This is a genomic window from Corynebacterium aquilae DSM 44791, from assembly GCF_001941445.1.
In the GTDB taxonomy this organism is placed as follows: domain Bacteria; phylum Actinomycetota; class Actinomycetes; order Mycobacteriales; family Mycobacteriaceae; genus Corynebacterium; species Corynebacterium aquilae.
On sequence record NZ_CP009245.1, the window covers coordinates 2294853 to 2313172 of the forward strand.

Consider the following 18320-nt stretch of genomic DNA (forward strand, 5'->3'; position numbering starts at 1 on the left):
GTGGCTCCAATAGGGTGATGTAGGCCCCCGGCTCCTCCCCCACCTGTGCGCGGCGCTTATGCGCGAACATTGTTGCGGCGTGGGAATCGTCTGTGAAGGCTGTGGGGGTGAGCGCGTCCATTACGGCGCGGGCGAGTTTGTCCACGTCCGGGCGCTGAATCATGGGGGGCTGTGGGTCTTTTTTCGCGTCCTTTTTGGTGCGGGGGAACACGAAAACGAATGAAGCCACTACCGGGGGTGGTAGTGGCTGTGTGATGTGTTTTTTCGCTTCGCGGGTGATTGCGGCGCGCCATGCGGGGAGGTGTTTGGATTGTTCAATCAATCTTCCCCCGCCAACGTGCCGCTTAGAACCTTGCGCCCGGGGGATTCCGGGGACGAAGAAGGTGATCACAGGAAGAACCCCGCTTCGCGAAGTTTTTCCGCGTGGCGGGCACGGCGAATGTTTTTCACCATGTCCACGAACAGGAAGGCGGCGAATACGAGCGCGAAGCTAAAAATGTATCCGCCGATCCCCTGAATGATGTGCGCCTGTTTGCACCATTCGGAGTTGATGCAACGGGCCGCTTCAACGTTGCCGATGAAGCTAACTCCTAAACCCGAACAGGCAATTAGCCCCATTAGTACCGCCTTTTGCCCCGTGTCGATTGCGCGTTCCCAGTACACGCCGGGGTAGCTGTGACCGCTCATGGGAACATCACTTCCGCGGGGTAGAAGGCAATGAGCGCGTCCACAACGTAGTTAATGAGTTCGTGGGGCGCTCCGGGGAGTGCGGCGGCAATGCCGGCGAGGATTCGAAGGAGTTCGAAGTCGATCATTCTTTTTTCCAATCTTCTAGTGCGTTGATTAGCTGGAACCCCACCCGGCGGGCGAGTTCAACCGGAACCGCGTTGCCTATCTGCTTGTATTGCTGTCCTAGGGGGCCGGTGAACTCCCACGAATCGGGGAACGCTTGCACCCTTGCGTATTCGCGGACCGTGAGCGGACGTGTCGCTTCGGGGTGGCACCTTTCCGTCATCATTTGGGACGGCGAGGTAGTGAGCGTGAGTGATGGCGCGTCCCATGCGAGCCGGCGGGCGACTCCCCTTTTCCCTCCCCCGTTGAAGTAGCTTTTCCCCATGTATTCGCGGGCTACTTCGTCCGGGAGGTCAACCCAACAGCCACCCGGCGGGACCTGTTCCATCACTTTCCGCTTGCGTTCGCTGTAGGGGGTGAAGGGTGAGTCCGGAACACCGTCTAGGGCTTCGCGAAGGGTGGTGATGTGCCCGTCCGGTTCCGGGTAGGTGAAGGGGAGGTTTTCAAGGGAGCCAACCATGATTAGACGTTGCCTTTTTTGCCCTACCCCGTGTTCCGAAGCTGTCAACACGCGGTGTTGGACTGTGTAGCCCAATTCTTCGAACGCGTGCTTAATGGTGGCGAGGGTTCGGCCTTGATCGTGATTGAGAAGGCCCCGCACGTTCTCAAACAGAAACATGCGGGGCTGTACTTCTTGAACGCACCTTGCGAACTGTGAAAACAGTGTTCCGCGTGTGTCTCCGAAGCCTTCGCGTTTGCCGGCGTAGCTGAATGACTGGCACGGCGGGCCGCCACTTACTAGGTCAACGTGTCCGGCGAAGGGGGTGAAGTCCACTTCGTTAACGTCCGCTTCGATCACGTTCCACTCCGGGCGGTTGTGGCGAAGGGTGTTTGCTGCGTGTTTGTCTTGCTCCACAAGGGCAAGGGAGGTGAAGCCGGCTTGCTCTAGCCCTAGTGCTAGTCCCCCGGCTCCGGCGAATAGTTCGATGTTGGTGAAGCTACGCGCCGGTGAGCTCATGCCGTGGCGACGTAGGCGCGAATGTCGAAGCCGGTTAGATCCTCCATCACAATGGTTAGGTGTTTGTGGAGGTTGTCCACCTCCGTGCCTAGTTGCTGGTTGACGGCCTGTGCGAGGGCTTCACGGAAGGTTGGTTGCTGGTTGTACGCGTCCACAATTGCCGCGGCAATGTCGTTGGTGTTGTGTGTGGTCATTTTTTGGTGTCCTTTTCTTGGTTGAGTTTTTCGCCGCATTCGTCGCACTTTTCCGGGTTTTCTTCCGCGCATTCTTTGCAGCGTTGGCAGTTATCACAAAATGGGTTATAAACCTGCGATATTCCGCATTCCGGGCAATGAATTGTGTCGTCCCAATATTCGGGGGGAAGTTGGTTTTCGTAGGCAATTTGAGCGCGGCGAAAATTGGGGTCGGTGTAGGGCATGGGGGTTCTTTCCACGCAAAAAGCCGCACGTCCCGGCGGTAAGGGTGCCGGGTGTGCGGCCTTGTGCTGTGTTGGGGGCGGTAAGGGTGCCCGTTGTGGTGGTTAGAACGGGGGTTGTTCGCCGGCGGTCGCGAAGGGTTGGGGCTGTGAGTTCCACGCGTCCGCTTGCGGTTGCTGGTTGCTGAATCCGCCCGTGTTTTGCGCTGGCTGTTGGTTGAATCCGCCGGACTGTTGTCCGCCGTAGCCGCCGCCTGTTGGGGCGTTGCGGTTGATCTGGACAGTTGCGAACGTTAAGTCCGGGGCGACGTTGTCCGCCCGGAGGGTGACGATGTTGTTCGCGCCCTGGTCGGAGTGCCAGGTCTCTAGTTTCATGTCGCCCGTCACTAGAACGCGGTCGCCTTTGGTTAGGCAGTTGGCGACGTTTTGGGCGGTTCGTCCGAAGCAGGTGACGTGTACCCATGTGACGGGGCCGTCTACCCATTGACCTGCGCTGTCGCGGGTGGATTCTGTCCAGGCGACGGAGAAGGTGGCGTAGGGTTTTCCGGCTTGCGAGGTTTTGAGTTCGGGGGTTTTGCCTAGGTTGCCAACAATGATTGTTTGGGCCATGTTTGGGTTTTCCTGTCTGTAAGCCCGTTTAACGGGTTGGGGGTGCGGGTTGGTGTCCTTGTGTGGGGTTGGTGGTTTCAGTCCGCTACGCGGCGTGTGGGGCGTGGTTTTGAAGGCGTGAGACGTGCGGAGCCACACGGGGCCGGAGCGAACCGTCCGAATTGCGGGCCGTACACGGCTCCCCCGCCTGCGCCCCACACTCAAAACACCGCCGGTCAATCGCCCCATGCGCGGAATAGGCTCCGGCCACAGGCTCCGAAGCCCTTCGCGGTGGCGGGAGCGCGGCGGCACTGAACCGCGAGGATTGCGAGCGGAGTCTTTTCGCTTCGGCAATGATTGCGCCTAGCGGGTTCAAGGGGCGTTCCGCCTGCGCATAGACCTTTTTCACCGCCGCGTTGAGCCAATCGAAGGTGATTTGCGCGTCAAGGATCGTTGCGGCCCACACTTGCGCTTTTTGGTTCACGTCCTCCGGTGTTGCCCCCTGTAGGCGGGAGTCAAGCGGGGTGAGAATCGCGAGAAGCTTCAACGTGTCCCGGAACACGTCCGGGTATTGCTGGCTGCTCATGGGGTGCCCCCCATGCTTTGCAGCATGGCAAGCGCGGTGTTGGTGCTTGCCGGGGCCATTGCGGCGAGGTCGTCCTCCCACCGGCGTTCGTTGAGCCACCCGGCGGGGTGCTTCGTGTATCGCGGGTCCGCCCCGTTGCGGGACTTCGCATAGGCGAGGGTGGCGGCGGCGAGTTCTTCGTGAGTCACAAGCGGCTTTTTGCCGCCGGTGGCTTTTCGCCAAGCCTTGAGCGCTGCCCCCTTGCCGGCCTTCTTCGGGTACAGGGCCCACCACGCTTCGAACGCTTCCGGGTAGTCGCTCCGGCGGGGTGCCGGAGTCTCCGGAGCGTCAATGAGGGCGAGCGCGTTCGCGTCCCCCGGTGGGGGACTATAGGGGGTATGGACGGTTATAGGGGGGTTATGGACGGTTTGGGGGTCATAGCTGTGACCCCCCGTGGGGCTGTTTTTGACCCCCCGTTCGCCCTGTTTTGACCCCCCGTGTGTGAGCGGGGGCTCACTGTGACCCCCCGTGTTTTCCTGTTGCGGGGGTTCAGTTTGACCCCCCGTGGTAGTTCGGGTGAGAGATAAGTTCAAGTCCCACACGGAAGGGCGGCGATCCTTCCGATAATGCTCCACTAAGCGGGAATCCCCCGGCCTAATCACTCCCCGTTCCTTGAGTGCCCGCAACCTTCGCTTCACCGTGGGGATTGACACTTGCGCGGCTTCCGCAATTGTGGACTTCGCGGGCCATGCCGCGGAACCGTCATCACGGGCATGATCCGCAAGAACAATGAGGATATTCTTTTCGGTCGCGTCTTTTACCGGCGCGTCATAAATAGCCCATAAAATAGCCCTAAGACTCATTTTTTTACCTTTCCTAAAGTGCCGTCCCCGTGAAGCGCAACCCACGCAAGACGGCGATAAACCGGAACATTCTCCGGCTGTTTTGTAGAAGGGACAATAAAGCCCCTCCGCGTCGCCTTCGCGGGATTCTTATGAATAAAGTCGTGACACAGGTGGCAGATATGAACAAGGTTTTCCGGGGTGTGCTCCCCGCCCTGCGAACGCAACTTCCTGTGGTGCAGGTGCTCCGCCCGGAGGTTGCACACCCGCGGGATCATTGCTTCGCAATTGCCGCCGGCGCGGACTTCAACCGCCGTAGCCACCTCCGGCGGGACGCGGGGCTTCACCACTCCCCCCGCCCGGCGACGGAGTACATGCCACGAACCGAAGCCCCCACAGATTGAGTTGCGCGCAATTCGTCCCTAAGCGCCTGTGCGCGGGCCTTCGCATATTCGTGCGCAACTTCCGCAACGTCCAGCGCTTCGCGGTATTCGTACACTTCAAGGCGGGCTTTTTGTTTCCGAACCTCCACCGCCCCGGTCGCGTCAAGCATAGCTTGTGCAAAAGCCCTTTCGTGCTCCCGTTGCGTGCGCTTGAACTCCGCGAACGCGTCCGAACTGATTTTCACGAACCGGGCAATTTCGTTCGATAAGAACCGGAGTCGCTTTTCAACATCTACCGGGTTTAGAACTTCGTTTTGCGGGGTGGTCATTGCGGCCTACCTTGCCCGCGAAGCATGGCTTGAAGGTTCGCGGACGTTGCAATCTGTTGGGCGAGTGCTGCGATCCGTTGCGCGCCTTCCATGCCGGACGCGGTAGCAACGTCGAATCCGCCACCCACGGCGGAGCGGGCGAAGTCGCTCACAACAGCCGGGGCGATTCCGGCGGAGTTCGCAACGTCTAGGAGGTCTTGCCGGGCGAGTTCCGCGGGGTCGCTTGAAGCGGGCTGTTGCGGTTGCTGTGGGGACTGTGGTGGTGCGGGCTGTTGCGGTTGCTGTGGGGACTGTGGTGGTGCGGGCTGTTGCGGTTGCTGTGAGGGCTGCATGTGCTCCACACCCGGCGATACTTCGTCCGGATCGGGTTCGTCCGTGGGAAGGCACAACAGTTGAATAAGCGCCGTTCGATACGCAACGCTCATCGCCTTCGTGTGCGCCTTGTCGGAATAGTCAATCGCTTGCGCGCTCACACGGGTGGAAACAATATCGTCCGGGTCCGCGTCAACAGCCCGGAAGAAGTAGTCAACCGTGAGGGTGGCAACCGTTGCGAGGGTGCCCCGGTTGTTGTTGAACCGCTCCGTGTTGGCTTCCACAACATGCGGGGTGGCAATAAGCCCGTGTTCACGGAACGCGGGGCCAACAGCGTTGAGCACCCCGTCAATCCCGCGGAAGTTGTAGCCCTGTTGTTTGTTGGTTCCGTCCTTGCCAACAGCACGAACGGACTTCATCACGGCGTTGATCGCTTGAAGGGTGGTTGTCATTGCTCAAGCTCCTTTGCCAGGTGCGCGGCTTCAAGGACACCCCGCCCCGCGAGCTTCGCGTCCTCCGTGGGGCGAATGGTGAGATAGCCGGCCTTCTTATGAATGCCCCACCCGGCGGGAAGTTCCTCCCCTGCCTTATGCGCGGCGAGTGCGGCGCGTTCTTGCTCCGCGAGAATGTGCGCCTTCGGTTCGAAGTCCAGAAGCTCCGGGGCGTGCTCACCAATGACGGCGAGCGCCTGAACCATGTTGCGGGACGGAATCGAATAATCGAAGTCGTCCGGGGTGAGCGTGGCACACACGGCGGCCATGTCCTCAACAACGGCCTTCGGTTCGGGGGCTGTTTTGGACAGGGTGCCTAGCTTCACGCCTTCGGAGTTCTTCGCGATTACGCGTTCCCCTTCCTCAAGTTCTTCTAGAAGGAGCTTCTTTTCCTGGTCATGGATTTCCTTCGCGGCCTTGAGTACCGCTGCTTGCATAACAAGGCGTTCTTTCAGTTGCTTATCAACCATGTTTTTTCTTTCTTCCTTTGAGTAGGTGAGGGGGAATGCAGTCGCGAATGTCGTCGCGGTAGCACGTTGTTGACCACTTCACGCCCGCTAACGCGGCTTGCCGAAGCGCCGGAAGATATTTCGCCGGAGGGTGTTCCGCGCCCCGGCGAACATCTGCAATGACAACCGCCCTAATGTGCGGAGGTAGGTACCAGATAGACGGTCTAAGCCCCGCCGTTTTTCCCCGCAATGACAGCACCCGCCGGCAATTCGTCGCGTGTGCTTCGCAAAAATGGCCCTCCGGAAGCGCTACCGTTCCGGGAAGGAAACAGTGTGCGTGGCAACAACCGGGGGCCGTGGGGTGCTTTTTGCGCAACTGCAAAATGTGGGTGACAACCTCCACCGGAACACGTCCGCTCCGGGAAGCGGCGTACCCGCCTAACATGCGGAGCATTTCCGGGGTGAATAGGTGCGGAGCTACCTTGAGTTGCCGGGCGGCTTCCACAGTCGTTAGGGACGTAATCACGCGGGCACCCCTAGCTGGTCAAGTTCCGCTTCGGGGATTCGGTACGGCGAGTTCCGTGCGTTGCTGATCCGGCGGGCCTTAATGTCCCCGCGCCGGCATAACCGGCGAACTACTTCCGGGTTCATATCCGCCCGCTCCGCGAATGCCTTCACGGTTAGGTAGCGGGTGCCCATGTTTTGACCTCCCTTGCGTGCGCTTGCTTCCGGCGGGCTTGAGCGAACCCCACACGCTGAATCAATCCGTCACGTGCGGCATTCGACAGCAACGCCCCCCACGCGTTGCAATGGTGCGGTTCGATTCCTTCGGGAACACGGTCGCGGAGGTCGTCAATCGTGAAGGTGTCGCCGTCCGCAATAAGTGCGTTGAGGGCTTCTTCCGCGTAGTCCTTCCACGGGCGAACCGGGGAAGTCGCGGCGGCGAGAACGTTATCCATGCCCTGAAGTTTGAGTTGTTGCCCGGTGCTCATGGTGCGATTTCCCACCCCTCCATGAGTTCGGGGGATTCCGTCTTGACGTATAGGGCGAGCATGTCCGCCCGCTTCGCGAGTTCGTCCACGGTTCGCAAGGCGAGTGTTTGCCCTACGTGGGTTGCGGCGTTGCGGGCCGCTCCGCAATCTTCGACATAGGCGGCGAGCACGTCCCCTAGTTGTTCTTGAAGGCGGGCGAGGGCTTCGCGGTGTTTGGGGCTAGTCAACATCTTCGTCACCTTCGTCCCGAATGAAGGCGTTCACGGCGGCAATCAGTTCGTCTTGTGTCTGCTTGAAGGTGAAGATTGCGCCGAATGCTTCGGGGGCGGTGAGATTATCCCCGGCACCTTCCGCGGTGTAAGAACGATACAGATTGCGGGCTTCAAGAAGAAGATTGCAGATGTTGGTGAGCTCCGGAGATTCCTCCGTGCTGGTGCCTTCGTCCGGTTCCACCCCTTCGCCCTGAATTACGCGGCGGTGAGCGCGGGAATACCGTTCCTTGAGGACTTCGCGGTAATCGTCTTGGCAATCAAGCACGGTTTCAACGTGCGAGTTAATGCCGGGAACCTTCTCCGCGAGCACCTTAAAAAAGTGGGTAAACGTATACATGATTGCCTGTTCGGTGGCAATGCTTATGCGCTCTAGTTCCGCGTCCGTGCAGTCGGAAAACTTACTCATGTTGTGTGCTCCTTAGAGTGTGTAGGGGGTTACTTTTCAATCGGGGTGATTCGGATTCCTAGGTAGGACTCCCATTCGTTGAGGGCGGGGGCGAGGTCGCCACTTTCAAGGGATTCCGCAACGCAATCAACAACGTCGCGAACTTCTTCGTTGTCCGCGGGGAACCACTCCTTCGTTGCTTCGCGGAAGTCCGCCCCGCGGCAAGTGGTTTTGTTGTCGCCTAGCAAGTCCTCAATGAGGTACCAGTTCATAGCGCGCTCCTTAGCGTGTGTAGGGGTGTGATGTTTGAAGGCGGCTCCCCTAATGAGTGAGCCGGAGAAGGAGCCGCCGGAGCTTCGCGAAGGTAGTGAGCCTTGCGGGGTGGGTGCGCCCGTCACTGTCTGTTAGTGAACGCGAAGCATAGTTTTTTTTATTCGCCCTAAGCGCTTGCCTTAGCGGGGTGCCACCCTCCGCTAGTTCCGTCGCCCGCGTCCCCGTCCTTCCCATTGCGGACGGAGGGCTTCGCCCTTGTGGATCGCGGTAAGTTGCGCTTAGTGCTGTGCTCTGTTCAGTTCGTCCCGTCGCGGCTTCCCCGGTTGGTTTCCCCGGGTAGTGGCGCGCCGCTTATTTGCTCATCTCCGCTAGCGGTAGCGGCTGTGAAGTTGTGGGAGTCGTTAGGTCAGGAACTCCACGTATTCCCCTACGTCGGTAGTTCCCTGGACAGTCGCGATATGAAGCGCCATTGCGGGCGATATCCGTGCGCCCGAACGCAGTTTTGAAAGTTGTTTCGTTGTGATTGCCAACACGGCTGCTAGTTGCGTATCGCTTGCAATATGACGTTCTTCCGCAATTCGCTCTAACGCCCCTTCACGAAGCTTGAGAGGAAGCACGGATTTGACCTTTCGCGTTATGTAATCAACTTTCGCCTTTCGGCAAATACAAATGTACCCAGTTGATTACATTTAGCAAACTGAAGGCCGGCCAAGCACCCCCAAATGTGGGTAGTTACAAGCCTGTAAGCTGGGGAAATGTTGCGCAACCGCTATGGGCGTTTGCTATAGTGCAAAACATGAAACCGGAAGAATGGCTTAACCATGCGTGCAACGGCGATTCCCTGACTTCGATTGCGCGAAAGATCGGGATTGCTCCATCAACGATTATTCGCCAGGTAGATCGGGGAAAAATTACGGCCGAAACTTGTATTCGCATTTGCCGCGCCTATCAAGTACACCCCGCCGATGGCTTAGCAGCCCTTGGATATTTCACGGACGCAGAAGCCGAACGCGGTTCCGGGGCATCTCTTACCCGATTGCCAAACGAAGACATCCTTCGGGAAATCCTTAGGCGTATCGACCCTCAAGCAACAATGGTTTTCCAATCTGGAATAACCCCCAACCTCCATGTATATGACAGCCAAGAAGATGGCTCTATCACCCCCATACCTTTTAGTGCCCCACCGGACACAAGCGACCTAGACGGCTACGAACCCCACCTCCACGCCGTCGCGGACGAATCCCCCAACGATCCGGACGAACTGGACAACACCCCATAACCACAGGTGAACACACGTTTGCGGGGTGGGTGTCAAAATAATCCCCCACCCTTCACACGGAAGGCCAAAACCTTGCACACCTTCACCGCGCTTGAAAACCTGGCATACTCCGCCGGCATTCGAATCATCTGGCACAACGGCCACGCCCGCGGCTACTACGACAACGAACGCCGTGTGATTTCCCTCCGCAACGGAATGAGCGACAGGGAAGCCCGCTCAACCCTCGCCCACGAACTAGGGCACGCCCTCCACGGCGACACCCCAACACCCGATCCAGTGCTCCACGCACGTCAAGAACGGCGCGCCAATGAGTTCGCCGCCCGCCTACTAATCGACCCCGCGGAACTTGCCGTCGCGGAAGCCGCCTACGGCGCGGACACATTCACCCTTGCCCGCGAACTAGACGTATCACCCCACCTAATCGACACCTTCCGGGCCACAGTCCGCACCCGCTAAAACCCAAAAGCCCCGCGGCAATCGACAACCGCGGGGCAACCCTACACACTCCCCCTAGCTACGAAGGAGCGCGCCCCGCAAGCATATCAAGGCGGGGCCAAACAACTATGGTTGGCATACACAAAAAACAACTAAAAAACGGCTTTTCATGGCGAGTGTCCTACGTAACCCCCACCGGGGAACGCCGCTTTAAAGCCGGCTTCCGAACGAAAGACGCGGCAAAAGCATGGGCGGAACAACACGCCCCCGGCCAAGACACGTCAACATGGATCGACCCGAACGCCGGGCGGATAACCGTCGCGGAACTATGGCCCCTATTCGAAGCGTCAAAAGCACACCTTTCACCGGCTACGGTCCGTGCGCTTGATTCGTCCTACCGAACCCACGTGTCCCCTAAGTGGGGTGCGCGCCCCGTCGCGTCCATTCGCCGCACGGAGGTTCAAACATGGGTAAGCGGCATGAAGGATCAACCCGTCATAGCGCGGCGCGCTCATGGAGTCCTAGCCGGGATTCTGGACATTGCGGTCTATGACCAACGAATAGCTTCGAACGTATCGCGGGGCGTGTCCCTTCCCCGCAAGCCGGAACCGAAGAAAGTGTATTTCACCCCACAACAGCTACAGGCCCTTGCGGACGCGGCCGGAAGCCGGAAGCTTATCGTCCTCACACTAGGCACTGTGGGGCTTCGTTGGGGCGAGCTAGCCGGACTACAGGCTAGGGACGTTCTAGTAGACCGCCGAAGGCTTCACGTCCGGCGGGCTGTGACGTGGCAGGGCGGGCAATTCACGGTAGGGCCGTTGAAGGGGCATGAGTCCCGCGTAGTGACGGCCCCGGCGATTGTGTTTGATTCGCTTGTGGCGAAGGCGCGGGAGCTTCCGCTGGAAGGGTGGTTGTTCGGAGACAACGCGAAGGGCCGCCCGTTGAGTGGTTCGTCCTCCGCGAGGTGGTTTAAGACCGCGGTTAAGAATTGCCGGACGGCCAAGACGATTCCGGAAACGATTACCCCGCACGGGCTTCGGCACGTGGCGGCGGGGCTTCTGGTGGGTGCCGGGGCTTCCGTGAAGGCTGTGCAGCGACAGTTAGGGCATAAGTCTGCGGCTATGACTCTTGATGTGTATTCAGACCTTTTTGATGGGGATCTAGATGAAGTTTGCGCCGCGCTAGATACACTTTTTCCTGGGAAGCGGGGGTAGCTAAAAAGCAACCTGAGAATTAGATAAGCGCCCCTAGCGAGCCCTGGGGGCGGGTGACAAAATAAAAACCCCCGGTCAAGGGGGGTTTTTAGTGGTGCGCCTGGGGAGACTTGAACTCCCACGTCATAAGACACTGGAACCTAAATCCAGCGCGTCTGCCAATTCCGCCACAGGCGCATGCGTTGATTCACTTTAGCCGGAAGATAACTCATGCGCCAAAGAAGCACATCAATTCATGTCAATCCCCGCTTACGACCACCGGGAGCGCCAGGTAGACTCAACCGATGTGACAGTAAACGACACCTCAGGCAGCACCACATCAAAGACCCGCCGCAAACCCAAGCCAGCACACCTGGTCTTGCTGGCGCTGGTCTTTGCAGCCTGCCTTGGCCTGTCATGGTGGCAATGGACCCGCTTCGAATCCGGAAACGGCTCCTTCCAAAACCTGGGATACGCCCTACAGTGGCCGGTCTATGGCGTGGTTGCCATCATCGCTTACCGCAAGGTTCTCGCCTACGAGGACGATCTGGAGGAAAGCGATGAAGCCCCGGTGACCCGCGAGATGAAAGCCAAAGGCGAGATCACCCAGATTGATGAGGATTTTCTCCCACAGCGCAAGGCTGTCAGCGTGGAGGAATTCAATGCCATGAATAGGCCGACTCGCCGTCGCGGGCCCGCGGCCGACGATATTGGCTAGCCCAGCAGTTCGTTTACCCGTTTTCTCTTCCCACCCCGCATCCTGCAAAAACTCAAGGACATCCCACCGCATGAGCACCCCCACCGTTACTCCCGCCCGCCAAAAGCGCGTCGCTGACGCCCTGAAACTGTTCCGCATCGCTGCCTGGGTTACCGGTGTGTGGCTGCTGGTTCTTACCGGTCGCCTCATCCTGGACTACGGATTCAAGATGGATCTGCCCCAGTGGGCGTTCTACATCGGCCAGGTTCACGGACTGTTCTACGTGCTCTACCTGGCGGCCACCGTGAACCTGGGCACTAAGGCCCGCTGGGAGCCCACCAAGTGGATTTTGACCGCACTGGCCGGCACCATCCCCTTCCTCTCCTTCTGGGCTGAGCACGTCCGCACCAAGGAAGTAAAAGCCGCCTTCCAGCTGCCCTAATCTCCAACACCACCGTGACCGGCCTGCGTCCACCCGCACAGGCCGGTTTTTTCATACCCTCTCTCCACTGCAAGCCTTAAGCCGCACGGGCGATGGGATCCACACCCCCAAAGTGACAGTAAACCTACCTGTTAAGTGTTAGTATGACTATCAAATGATGTGTTGTTGCCGAGCACCCGCCCGGCCACCAGTGCCTTCGAGGACGAACATGCAAGCCACCTCCCCCATCACCCTTCGCGAAAAAGTCTTTTGCGCCATCTGGTTTAGCGGACACAGCCTCGCCATCTTTAGCGCCGCCGGCCAATCCCTGTTCACAGCCAGCAGCTGGTGGGAAAAACTCTGCGCAGCACTCGCCGCACTGGTCACCGGCTTCATGCTCATCCGCTACGGTTCCGCAGCCCGCACCACCCCAGCGTCCACCTTGCTCAAAGACTCCTACGACGCCCTGTTTATCGCCTACTTCCTGTGGGCGATCTCCTGGCGCGACGGCGGGCTTTCGCTGGTCGCCCTGGCCATACCCTTCATCATCTACCTCGCCTTCGTCGGCAACGACCGCTTCATCCACTGGCTCAACACCGGGGAGAAAAACTAACGCAGCCGGGGTCGAACCGTTGCACACTGTCAACGCTTCGACCCCGGCTCGAAAAGCTCGCAAACGGGCTGCTTCAGGCTTAAGCCTTGTCCTCCCCCGCCGCGGTGATCCCTTCCACGGTGGTGTCGGGTGAAGATACCGGCGCGGAATCCGCATCCGCGGCAGCTTCCTCGGCCTGCTTGGAGGCCTTTTCTTCTTCGGCTTGCTCTGGTGAGACAACCTCAATCGGAGACTGCTCCTCCTCCTGATCTTCCTCATCAGCGCGAGCGCTCACCGCCGATCCGTCCTCCGTGTACTTCTCGGCCAGCTCCCGCAACACCGGAACCAGCGCCTGCAATGCCTTGCCACGATGGGACAAGGCATCCTTTTCCGCAGCGGAAAGCTCCGCGGAGGTACGGGGACGCTCGTCCAGATCCGCCACGCGTGCATCCTCCTCCGCCGGGATAAACAACGGATCATAGCCAAACCCATTGTCACCGACCGGGGTGCGCACCAGGCGGCCCTCCCACACGCCCTTTTCCAAGTACTCATCCCCATCAGGGGTGACCACCGCGCACACGGAAACAAACTGAGCGCTGCGGCGCTTCAGCGGAACATGCTCCATCTGCGCCAACAACAGCTCATTGTTGGCCTCATCATCACCGTGCTTGCCCGACCACCGGGCAGACAGCACGCCCGGCATGCCACCCAACTCGTCGACCGCCAAACCGGAATCATCAGCCAAGGTCACCAGGTGCGTTTCCTTCGCACCCGCCCGGGCCTTAATCAGCGCGTTATCGGCAAAAGTACGGCCGTCCTCGACCGGCTCCGGGTAGCCCAGCAAATCCTCGCTGGACACCAGCTCAATGCCCTCAATGCCGGCATCCTTGATGACGCGGTTGAGCTCCTTGAGCTTTTTTACATTGTGCGTTGCAACATGCAGCAACATGTCTGAAAAAACAACTCCCCTTATTCAGCCAGCGCAGCAGCCTGCGCCTCAAATAGTTGTCGGCAACCAATCTCAGCCGCATCCAGAAGCTCATTCATTTGCTCCCGGCTAAACGTGCCAGCCTCACCGGTGCCCTGAACCTCCACGAACTGGCCAGAATCAGTCATGATGACGTTCATGTCGACCTCGGCGCGGGAATCCTCCTCATAAGGCAGATCCAAGCACACCCGCCCGTCAATCAGGCCGACGCTGACCGCAGCGACCGGCTGGCGCAAGGGTTGACCGGTGAGAACCCCGCGGCGCTTGAGTTCGGCAACCGCGTCAGCCAAAGCCACATAGGCGCCCGTGATGGCGGCCGTGCGGGTACCGCCATCGGCCTGCAGCACATCGCAGTCAATCGCAATGGTGTTCTCGCCCAGCTGGCTCAAATCAATGGCGGCGCGCAAGCTGCGCCCCACCAGACGTGAAATCTCGTGGGTGCGACCCTTGACCTTTCCCCGCATCGACTCGCGCGGCATGCGCTCGTGGGTGGCCGCCGGAAGCATGGAGTACTCAGCGGTCAGCCAGCCCTCGCCGCTGCCCAGCTTGAAACGCGGAATGCGTTCCTCCACGCTCGCGGTGCACATCACGCGAGTGTTGCCGAACTCCACCAGCACACTGCCAGCCGGATTCGTCGTGAAACCACGGGTAATGCGCACGGGGCGCATCTCGAGGCCGTGGCGACCATCGGCGCGAACAAAGGAAGAAGAATCAGTCATGCCCCTCATCGTAATGGCCAAACACACCCATCACGAATAAGAAAAATTCCCCGCATAAAAACCCACGTCACAGCGCACCCCTTGCACCACCCCACCCCCGCCAAGTGTTAGCCCAGCAGCCACCGTTGCGTTGCGCTGAACTGCCCTGAAACACCGAAAGCCCTGCCCCATTTTTAACGGGGCAGGGCTTCACGGCGAACAGGTGATCTAAAACTCGATCACGGTGCCAGATTCGCCAACGATGATCTCCCCATCGAAGGTGGAACGGGCAGCGTTGACCGCATCGGCCGGGTCGGTCCACGGCGGAATGTGCACCAGCACCAGCGTTTTCACACCGGCCTCCTGGGCGATAGCTCCTGCTTCCGCGCCGGAAAGGTGCATCGCCGGCGGTTTTCCTGCGCTGGAATCTCCCCAGGTGGCCTCGCACAGGAATACGTCCGCGCCACGCGCCGCATCGACCAACGCATCCGTCACCGCGGAATCCCCCGAAAACGCCAGCACTTTGCCGGTTTTGGGTTCCTCTAGCCGCAACGCAAAGGTTTCAATCGGGTGCACTACCCGGAAAGGAGTGGCAAACAGGCGATCCACCATGACTTTTTCCCCATGTCGCCACGGGGTGAAAGCGAAAGTGTCCGACATGTCGTCAATCTCGTCGGGGTGATCCGCGCTCAGGCGGCCCAGATGACGAAAGGTGGCTTCCGGGCCGTAACACAGATTCCGGCCGGTGCTGGGGCGCTGCGGGTGGAATCGGCGCCACACCAGCAAAGATGGGAAGTCCATGCAGTGATCCGGGTGCAAATGGGAAAACAGCACATGCACATCGGAAGGATTAGCCACGCTGGCCAATTCCGCGAACGCACCAGGCCCTAAATCCATGACCACATCAGACATTCCCTCAGAGGTCACCAGGTAACCGGATGCGGGATTGCCCCGGCGCGCCACGCTGCCAGAGCATCCGAGGATCCGTACTTTCATGCGGCTATCGTGCCACGGCAACTGCTCTTTTCGCTAACTAACCGCCTGGACTATGGCGCAGATGACGCTGATCTTGGCTTCGTGGGCTGGGCGACATTGGCTGGGGTGGTGGTGGGAACTGCCCTGCTGAGCGGGTCGGTAGTGGGGTTGGGGTGGGTGGTTTTAGTTGGCTGGGTTGGGTGAGACTTGGCTGACTGAGGTGATGTGGGGGCCGAGGAAGCGGCCGGCGAGTGCGGCGAAGAGTTCGGGGTCTCCGGTGGATTCGAAGCTGCGCGTGGGTGGGGTGTCGGTGGGTTCTGCCAGCATGTCGGTGGTGGACAGGATCCGTACGACGTCTTTGGCGGTTTCTTCTGCGCTGGAGACCAGGGTGACGTGGTCGCCCATGGCGAGTTGGATGACGCCGGATAGGAGTGGGTAGTGGGTGCAGCCGAGCACGAGGGTGTCTACTCCGGCGGCTTGGAGTGGTTCTACGTAGGCTTCGGCGACGCCGAGGATTTGTCGGCCGGAGGTGATTCCTCGTTCGACGAAGTCGACGAAGCGGGGGCAGGGCTGGGCGTAGCATTCGACGGCTGGGATGGCTTCGAAGAGTTCTTGGTAGGCCCCGGAGTTGACGGTGCCTTGGGTGCCGATGACTCCGACTTTGCCGTTGCGGGTGGTGGCTGCTGCGCGGCGCACGGCGGGGAGGATCACTCCGATGACGGGCACGTCGTAGCGTTCGCGGGCGTCGCGGAGAAATGCTGCGGTTGCGGTGTTGCAGGCGATGACGATCATTTTGCAGCCGCGGGCGACGAGTTCATCGGCGACGTCTTGGGAGTGTTGGCGTACTTGGGAGATGCTCAGTGGGCCGTAGGGGCCGTGGGCGGTGTCTCCGATGTAGATGATGGATTCGTGGGGTAGTTGGTCGACGAGGGTGCGGGCTACGGTGAGTCCGCCGACGCCGGAGTCGAATACTCCGATGGGTGAGTTGGGCCCGATCGGCCCTGGTGCGGTGACTTTTTTGTCTTCGGGTGTGTTCACTTCGCTTGCGTCGCTTCCCACGTGTTGTGTGTTTTTGGCTGCGCTGGTGGTGGCGCTGGTGGTGTTGCTCACCACGCTAGTCGGCTTGCCTGTCGGCTTTCTTGCCGGCTGGTTGTTTTTGTTTGGCGGTTACCAGGCGGGTTGGGCGGGGGTGGTGGTGTCGGGGGTTGTTTTCTTTGGTCGGGTTCCCATGAGGCGGGCTGCGATGATGCCGCCGATTGCGCCGCAGAGGTGGTATTGCCAGCTCACTCCTGGGGTTGTGGGCAGTAGTGCCCAGATCCAGCCGGTGTAGGACAGTCCGAGGACGACGCCGAGGATGAGCTGCAGTAGGTTGCTGTTGAACCAGCCACGCACCACGAGGTAGGCAAGCCACCCGTAGATCACTCCGGAGGCGCCGATGTGCACGCTGTTGGGTCCGCCGATGAGCCACACGCCCAGCCCGGAGATGATGGCGATGATGAGGGTGGATTGGAAGAAGGCGCGTTTGCCGGATAGGGCGATGAGGAAGGCAAAGAGTGCGCCGGGGATGCTGTTGGAGATTAGGTGTTGCAGGCTGCCGTGCAGGAGTGGGGCGGTGAAGATGTCGGGCAGGCTGGTGACGTCGAGGGGGTGGACGCCGAATTTGAGGGCGGATTGCCCGAAGAGGATTTCCAGCCCGTAGATCACCCACAGCACGACGAGGTAGCCTACGGCGATGGCGGCAGCGCTTTTGAGGCGTTGGGGTTTGTGGTTTTGGGGGCGGGTGGGGGTGGTGGGCAACGGTGGCTGCTGAAAAGTCACGGTGTGTTCCCTCGTGGGTTGGGGTAGGGGCACGTTTTGTGTGCCCTTTTTCCTTGTCCTGGGTTTAACGCTGCGGGCACCCGCTGGTGTTCCCGGCTATCCCGGGGCGGGTGTTAGGTGGTGGTGCGGATGTCTGCCAGGCAGGCGGTGTTAAGGCCTGGTTCGGCGGATAGTACGGCGTCGACGATGGCGGCTTCGACCATGTCGGCTGCTGCGGCGCACAACTGGCCCAGGAGGTCTACGTCTACTCCGCTGCCGTCGCCGGTGGACAGCGCGAAGAGGGTGTCGCCGTCGAGTGGCGAGTGGGCGGGGCGGATTGCGCGGGCGAGTCCGTCGTGGCCGGTGAGTGCGAGTCGGCGGGCTTGTGCTTTGGTGACGGGGGCGTTGGTGGCGATCACCCCGATGGTGGTGTTGAGTTTGGTGGCGAGGGATTCTAGGTCGGCGTAGGCGGCGGGGTCGACTGTAATGGTGGGGTCGCCGTAGAGCTGGCCGGTGTGGGGGTCGACGACGTGGCCGACGGGGTTGGCGACGACTCCGGCGGCGACCACATAGTCGCCGATGGTGGTGTTGGCGGTGCCGTAGCCGCCGCGGATTTTTCCGGCGGTGGCGCCGCAGCCGGCGCCGATGCTGCCGCGCGCTGCGGGGTGGGGGGATGTGGTGTGCGGGTCGCGCTGGGCGAGGTCGGCTAGTGCTTGGCGGGTGGCGGCGGCGCCGTCGTGGCGGGTGGGCCGGTGTTGGGGGTCGCCGACGAGGAGGTCGAAGATGACTGCGCCGGGGACGATGGGCACGATGGGGCCGGGTTTGTCGGGGCCGAGGACGGGAAAGCCGATGCCGGCTTTTTCGAGTTGCGCCATGACGCCGTCGGCTGCGGCGAGTCCGTAGGCGCTGCCGCCGGACAGGAGGACGGCGTGGACTTGGGCGACGGTGTTGTGGGCTTCGAGCAGGTCGGTTTCGCGGGTGCCGGGCCCGCCGCCACGGACGTCGACGGCGGCGTAGGCGCCTGCCGGTGCGACGACGACGGTGCAGCCGGTGTCGCCTGCGCTGGTGTGGCCGACGCCGATGCCGGGCACAGCGGCTAGTCCGAGGCGGTGGTTGTCACTGTGCGCGGGCGCTGTCAC

General features: G+C 60.5%; 27 protein-coding genes, 1 tRNA gene and 3 pseudogenes. 6 read left to right on the top strand and 25 right to left on the bottom strand.

The features are described 5' to 3' along the window. Positions 1-25 precede the first annotated feature (25 nt). The 18 genes and pseudogenes from CAQU_RS13295 to CAQU_RS12730 all read right to left on the bottom strand — a co-directional run. Positions 26-391 (bottom strand): annotated as a pseudogene (locus CAQU_RS13295) (RusA family crossover junction endodeoxyribonuclease); the annotation flags it as partial. Then, positions 388-687: a hypothetical protein gene (locus tag CAQU_RS09650; protein ID WP_075727269.1), complete on the bottom strand. Its 300-nt coding sequence runs from the start codon at positions 685-687 to the stop codon at positions 388-390. The gene CAQU_RS09650 and the pseudogene CAQU_RS13295, both read right to left, overlap by 4 nt. Then, complete coding sequence (locus CAQU_RS13215; protein ID WP_281247961.1) at positions 684-815, bottom strand: hypothetical protein; 132 nt, start codon at positions 813-815, stop codon at positions 684-686. Before CAQU_RS13215 ends, CAQU_RS09650 begins: the two co-directional genes overlap by 4 nt. Beyond that, the gene (locus tag CAQU_RS09655) at positions 812-1810 is read right to left on the bottom strand and encodes a DNA cytosine methyltransferase (RefSeq protein ID WP_075727271.1); all 999 of its coding nucleotides are present in this window, start codon (positions 1808-1810) and stop codon (positions 812-814) included. The genes CAQU_RS13215 and CAQU_RS09655 overlap by 4 nt, the downstream gene beginning before the upstream one ends. Then, entirely contained in the window at positions 1807-2004 is a 198-nt protein-coding gene (locus CAQU_RS09660) for a hypothetical protein (RefSeq protein ID WP_075727273.1), read from the bottom strand. The genes CAQU_RS09655 and CAQU_RS09660 overlap by 4 nt, the downstream gene beginning before the upstream one ends. After that, the gene (locus CAQU_RS09665) at positions 2001-2228 is read right to left on the bottom strand and encodes a hypothetical protein (protein WP_075727275.1); all 228 of its coding nucleotides are present in this window, start codon (positions 2226-2228) and stop codon (positions 2001-2003) included. Before CAQU_RS09665 ends, CAQU_RS09660 begins: the two co-directional genes overlap by 4 nt. Positions 2229-2330: 102 nt before the next feature. Continuing rightward, on the bottom strand, positions 2331-2834 hold the full coding sequence (locus CAQU_RS09670; protein ID WP_075727277.1) for a single-stranded DNA-binding protein: 504 nt from the start codon (positions 2832-2834) through the stop codon (positions 2331-2333). A gap of 561 nt (positions 2835-3395) precedes the next feature. Next, complete coding sequence (locus CAQU_RS13120; RefSeq protein ID WP_245797252.1) at positions 3396-3587, bottom strand: hypothetical protein; 192 nt, start codon at positions 3585-3587, stop codon at positions 3396-3398. A gap of 465 nt (positions 3588-4052) precedes the next feature. Then, a pseudogene (locus CAQU_RS13300) lies at positions 4053-4241 on the bottom strand (helix-turn-helix domain-containing protein); the annotation flags it as partial. Positions 4242-4563: 322 nt separating this feature from the next. Further along, entirely contained in the window at positions 4564-4932 is a 369-nt protein-coding gene (locus CAQU_RS09690; RefSeq protein ID WP_075727285.1) for a hypothetical protein, read from the bottom strand. Next, on the bottom strand, positions 4929-5696 hold the full coding sequence (locus CAQU_RS09695; protein ID WP_075727287.1) for an ERF family protein: 768 nt from the start codon (positions 5694-5696) through the stop codon (positions 4929-4931). The genes CAQU_RS09690 and CAQU_RS09695 overlap by 4 nt, the downstream gene beginning before the upstream one ends. Then, positions 5693-6205 (bottom strand): hypothetical protein, encoded by a 513-nt coding sequence (locus CAQU_RS09700; RefSeq protein ID WP_075727289.1) that lies wholly within the window; start codon positions 6203-6205, stop codon positions 5693-5695. The genes CAQU_RS09695 and CAQU_RS09700 overlap by 4 nt, the downstream gene beginning before the upstream one ends. A gap of 501 nt (positions 6206-6706) precedes the next feature. Next, complete coding sequence (locus CAQU_RS13305; RefSeq protein WP_084563012.1) at positions 6707-6883, bottom strand: helix-turn-helix domain-containing protein; 177 nt, start codon at positions 6881-6883, stop codon at positions 6707-6709. Then, positions 6865-7143, bottom strand: coding sequence for a hypothetical protein (locus CAQU_RS09710; protein WP_157108988.1), 279 nt, complete (start codon positions 7141-7143; stop codon positions 6865-6867). Before CAQU_RS09710 ends, CAQU_RS13305 begins: the two co-directional genes overlap by 19 nt. Positions 7144-7172: 29 nt before the next feature. Then, a complete protein-coding gene (locus CAQU_RS09715; protein ID WP_075727293.1) occupies positions 7173-7406 on the bottom strand; it encodes a hypothetical protein in 234 nt (77 codons plus the stop codon). Continuing rightward, positions 7396-7854, bottom strand: a complete 459-nt coding sequence (locus tag CAQU_RS09720) for a hypothetical protein (RefSeq protein ID WP_075727295.1) — start codon at positions 7852-7854, stop codon at positions 7396-7398. Before CAQU_RS09720 ends, CAQU_RS09715 begins: the two co-directional genes overlap by 11 nt. Before the next feature lie 29 nt (positions 7855-7883). Further along, entirely contained in the window at positions 7884-8105 is a 222-nt protein-coding gene (locus CAQU_RS09725; RefSeq protein WP_075727297.1) for a hypothetical protein, read from the bottom strand. A 402-nt stretch (positions 8106-8507) separates the two neighbouring features. Beyond that, positions 8508-8723 (bottom strand): hypothetical protein, encoded by a 216-nt coding sequence (locus CAQU_RS12730; RefSeq protein ID WP_157108989.1) that lies wholly within the window; start codon positions 8721-8723, stop codon positions 8508-8510. Positions 8724-8902: 179 nt separating this feature from the next. Here CAQU_RS12730 and CAQU_RS12735 point away from each other — a divergent pair, with 179 nt between their 5' ends. The 3 genes from CAQU_RS12735 to CAQU_RS13310 all read left to right on the top strand — a co-directional run bounded on the left by CAQU_RS12735 (position 8903) and on the right by CAQU_RS13310 (position 11034). Further along, positions 8903-9385, top strand: a complete 483-nt coding sequence (locus CAQU_RS12735) for a helix-turn-helix domain-containing protein (protein ID WP_157108990.1) — start codon at positions 8903-8905, stop codon at positions 9383-9385. 72 nt (positions 9386-9457) lie between these two features. Further along, positions 9458-9841: an ImmA/IrrE family metallo-endopeptidase gene (locus CAQU_RS09735; protein WP_075727301.1), complete on the top strand. Its 384-nt coding sequence runs from the start codon at positions 9458-9460 to the stop codon at positions 9839-9841. 458 nt (positions 9842-10299) lie between these two features. After that, positions 10300-11034 carry a tyrosine-type recombinase/integrase gene (locus tag CAQU_RS13310; protein WP_169836038.1) on the top strand — a complete coding sequence of 245 codons (735 nt, stop codon included), beginning with the start codon at positions 10300-10302 and terminating at the stop codon, positions 11032-11034. A gap of 92 nt (positions 11035-11126) precedes the next feature. Here CAQU_RS13310 and CAQU_RS09745 read toward each other — a convergent pair. Then, positions 11127-11211 (bottom strand) — tRNA-Leu (locus tag CAQU_RS09745). Between the two features lie 58 nt (positions 11212-11269). On the opposite strand from CAQU_RS09745, the gene CAQU_RS09750 reads away from it, so the two are divergent. From CAQU_RS09750 to CAQU_RS09760, 3 genes are all read left to right on the top strand, one after another. Further along, complete coding sequence (locus CAQU_RS09750) at positions 11270-11731, top strand: hypothetical protein (protein WP_245797253.1); 462 nt, start codon at positions 11270-11272, stop codon at positions 11729-11731. A gap of 70 nt (positions 11732-11801) precedes the next feature. Next, on the top strand, positions 11802-12152 hold the full coding sequence (locus CAQU_RS09755; RefSeq protein WP_075727305.1) for a DUF3817 domain-containing protein: 351 nt from the start codon (positions 11802-11804) through the stop codon (positions 12150-12152). Between the two features lie 208 nt (positions 12153-12360). Further along, entirely contained in the window at positions 12361-12744 is a 384-nt protein-coding gene (locus CAQU_RS09760; protein WP_075727307.1) for a hypothetical protein, read from the top strand. A 301-nt stretch (positions 12745-13045) separates the two neighbouring features. Here the strand turns inward: CAQU_RS09760 and rdgB are convergent. The 6 genes and pseudogenes from rdgB to CAQU_RS09790 all read right to left on the bottom strand — a co-directional run. Next, positions 13046-13672, bottom strand: a pseudogene (rdgB, locus tag CAQU_RS09765) (RdgB/HAM1 family non-canonical purine NTP pyrophosphatase); the annotation flags it as partial. 20 nt (positions 13673-13692) lie between these two features. Further along, a complete protein-coding gene (gene rph, locus CAQU_RS09770) occupies positions 13693-14430 on the bottom strand; it encodes a ribonuclease PH (protein WP_075727309.1) in 738 nt (245 codons plus the stop codon). A 207-nt stretch (positions 14431-14637) separates the two neighbouring features. After that, positions 14638-15405 carry an MBL fold metallo-hydrolase gene (locus CAQU_RS09775; protein WP_075727311.1) on the bottom strand — a complete coding sequence of 256 codons (768 nt, stop codon included), beginning with the start codon at positions 15403-15405 and terminating at the stop codon, positions 14638-14640. Between the two features lie 162 nt (positions 15406-15567). After that, a complete protein-coding gene (murI, locus tag CAQU_RS09780) occupies positions 15568-16422 on the bottom strand; it encodes a glutamate racemase (protein ID WP_075728668.1) in 855 nt (284 codons plus the stop codon). A 129-nt stretch (positions 16423-16551) separates the two neighbouring features. After that, positions 16552-17202, bottom strand: a complete 651-nt coding sequence (locus CAQU_RS09785) for a rhomboid family intramembrane serine protease (RefSeq protein WP_169836039.1) — start codon at positions 17200-17202, stop codon at positions 16552-16554. Positions 17203-17315: 113 nt separating this feature from the next. Further along, on the bottom strand, positions 17316-18320 hold the full coding sequence (locus CAQU_RS09790) for a P1 family peptidase (RefSeq protein ID WP_075727313.1): 1005 nt from the start codon (positions 18318-18320) through the stop codon (positions 17316-17318).

What these genes read in the sequence shown, in the direction of transcription:
- CAQU_RS09650 (WP_075727269.1), bottom strand. Translation starts at nt 687, where the DNA reads ATGAGCGGTCACAGCTACCCCGGCGTGTACTGGGAACGCGCAATCGAC.
- CAQU_RS13215 (WP_281247961.1), bottom strand. Translation starts at nt 815, where the DNA reads ATGATCGACTTCGAACTCCTTCGAATCCTCGCCGGCATTGCCGCCGCA.
- CAQU_RS09655 (WP_075727271.1), bottom strand. Translation starts at nt 1,810, where the DNA reads ATGAGCTCACCGGCGCGTAGCTTCACCAACATCGAACTATTCGCCGGA.
- CAQU_RS09660 (WP_075727273.1), bottom strand. Translation starts at nt 2,004, where the DNA reads ATGACCACACACAACACCAACGACATTGCCGCGGCAATTGTGGACGCG.
- CAQU_RS09665 (WP_075727275.1), bottom strand. Translation starts at nt 2,228, where the DNA reads ATGCCCTACACCGACCCCAATTTTCGCCGCGCTCAAATTGCCTACGAA.
- CAQU_RS09670 (WP_075727277.1), bottom strand. Translation starts at nt 2,834, where the DNA reads ATGGCCCAAACAATCATTGTTGGCAACCTAGGCAAAACCCCCGAACTC.
- CAQU_RS09690 (WP_075727285.1), bottom strand. Translation starts at nt 4,932, where the DNA reads ATGACCACCCCGCAAAACGAAGTTCTAAACCCGGTAGATGTTGAAAAG.
- CAQU_RS09695 (WP_075727287.1), bottom strand. Translation starts at nt 5,696, where the DNA reads ATGACAACCACCCTTCAAGCGATCAACGCCGTGATGAAGTCCGTTCGT.
- CAQU_RS09700 (WP_075727289.1), bottom strand. Translation starts at nt 6,205, where the DNA reads ATGGTTGATAAGCAACTGAAAGAACGCCTTGTTATGCAAGCAGCGGTA.
- CAQU_RS13305 (WP_084563012.1), bottom strand. Translation starts at nt 6,883, where the DNA reads ATGGGCACCCGCTACCTAACCGTGAAGGCATTCGCGGAGCGGGCGGAT.
- CAQU_RS09710 (WP_157108988.1), bottom strand. Translation starts at nt 7,143, where the DNA reads ATGGATAACGTTCTCGCCGCCGCGACTTCCCCGGTTCGCCCGTGGAAG.
- CAQU_RS09715 (WP_075727293.1), bottom strand. Translation starts at nt 7,406, where the DNA reads ATGTTGACTAGCCCCAAACACCGCGAAGCCCTCGCCCGCCTTCAAGAA.
- CAQU_RS09720 (WP_075727295.1), bottom strand. Translation starts at nt 7,854, where the DNA reads ATGAGTAAGTTTTCCGACTGCACGGACGCGGAACTAGAGCGCATAAGC.
- CAQU_RS09725 (WP_075727297.1), bottom strand. Translation starts at nt 8,105, where the DNA reads ATGAACTGGTACCTCATTGAGGACTTGCTAGGCGACAACAAAACCACT.
- CAQU_RS12735 (WP_157108990.1), top strand. Translation starts at nt 8,903, where the DNA reads ATGAAACCGGAAGAATGGCTTAACCATGCGTGCAACGGCGATTCCCTG.
- CAQU_RS13310 (WP_169836038.1), top strand. Translation starts at nt 10,300, where the DNA reads ATGAAGGATCAACCCGTCATAGCGCGGCGCGCTCATGGAGTCCTAGCC.
- CAQU_RS09750 (WP_245797253.1), top strand. Translation starts at nt 11,270, where the DNA reads ATGTCAATCCCCGCTTACGACCACCGGGAGCGCCAGGTAGACTCAACC.
- CAQU_RS09755 (WP_075727305.1), top strand. Translation starts at nt 11,802, where the DNA reads ATGAGCACCCCCACCGTTACTCCCGCCCGCCAAAAGCGCGTCGCTGAC.
- CAQU_RS09760 (WP_075727307.1), top strand. Translation starts at nt 12,361, where the DNA reads ATGCAAGCCACCTCCCCCATCACCCTTCGCGAAAAAGTCTTTTGCGCC.
- rph (WP_075727309.1), bottom strand. Translation starts at nt 14,430, where the DNA reads ATGACTGATTCTTCTTCCTTTGTTCGCGCCGATGGTCGCCACGGCCTC.
- CAQU_RS09775 (WP_075727311.1), bottom strand. Translation starts at nt 15,405, where the DNA reads ATGAAAGTACGGATCCTCGGATGCTCTGGCAGCGTGGCGCGCCGGGGC.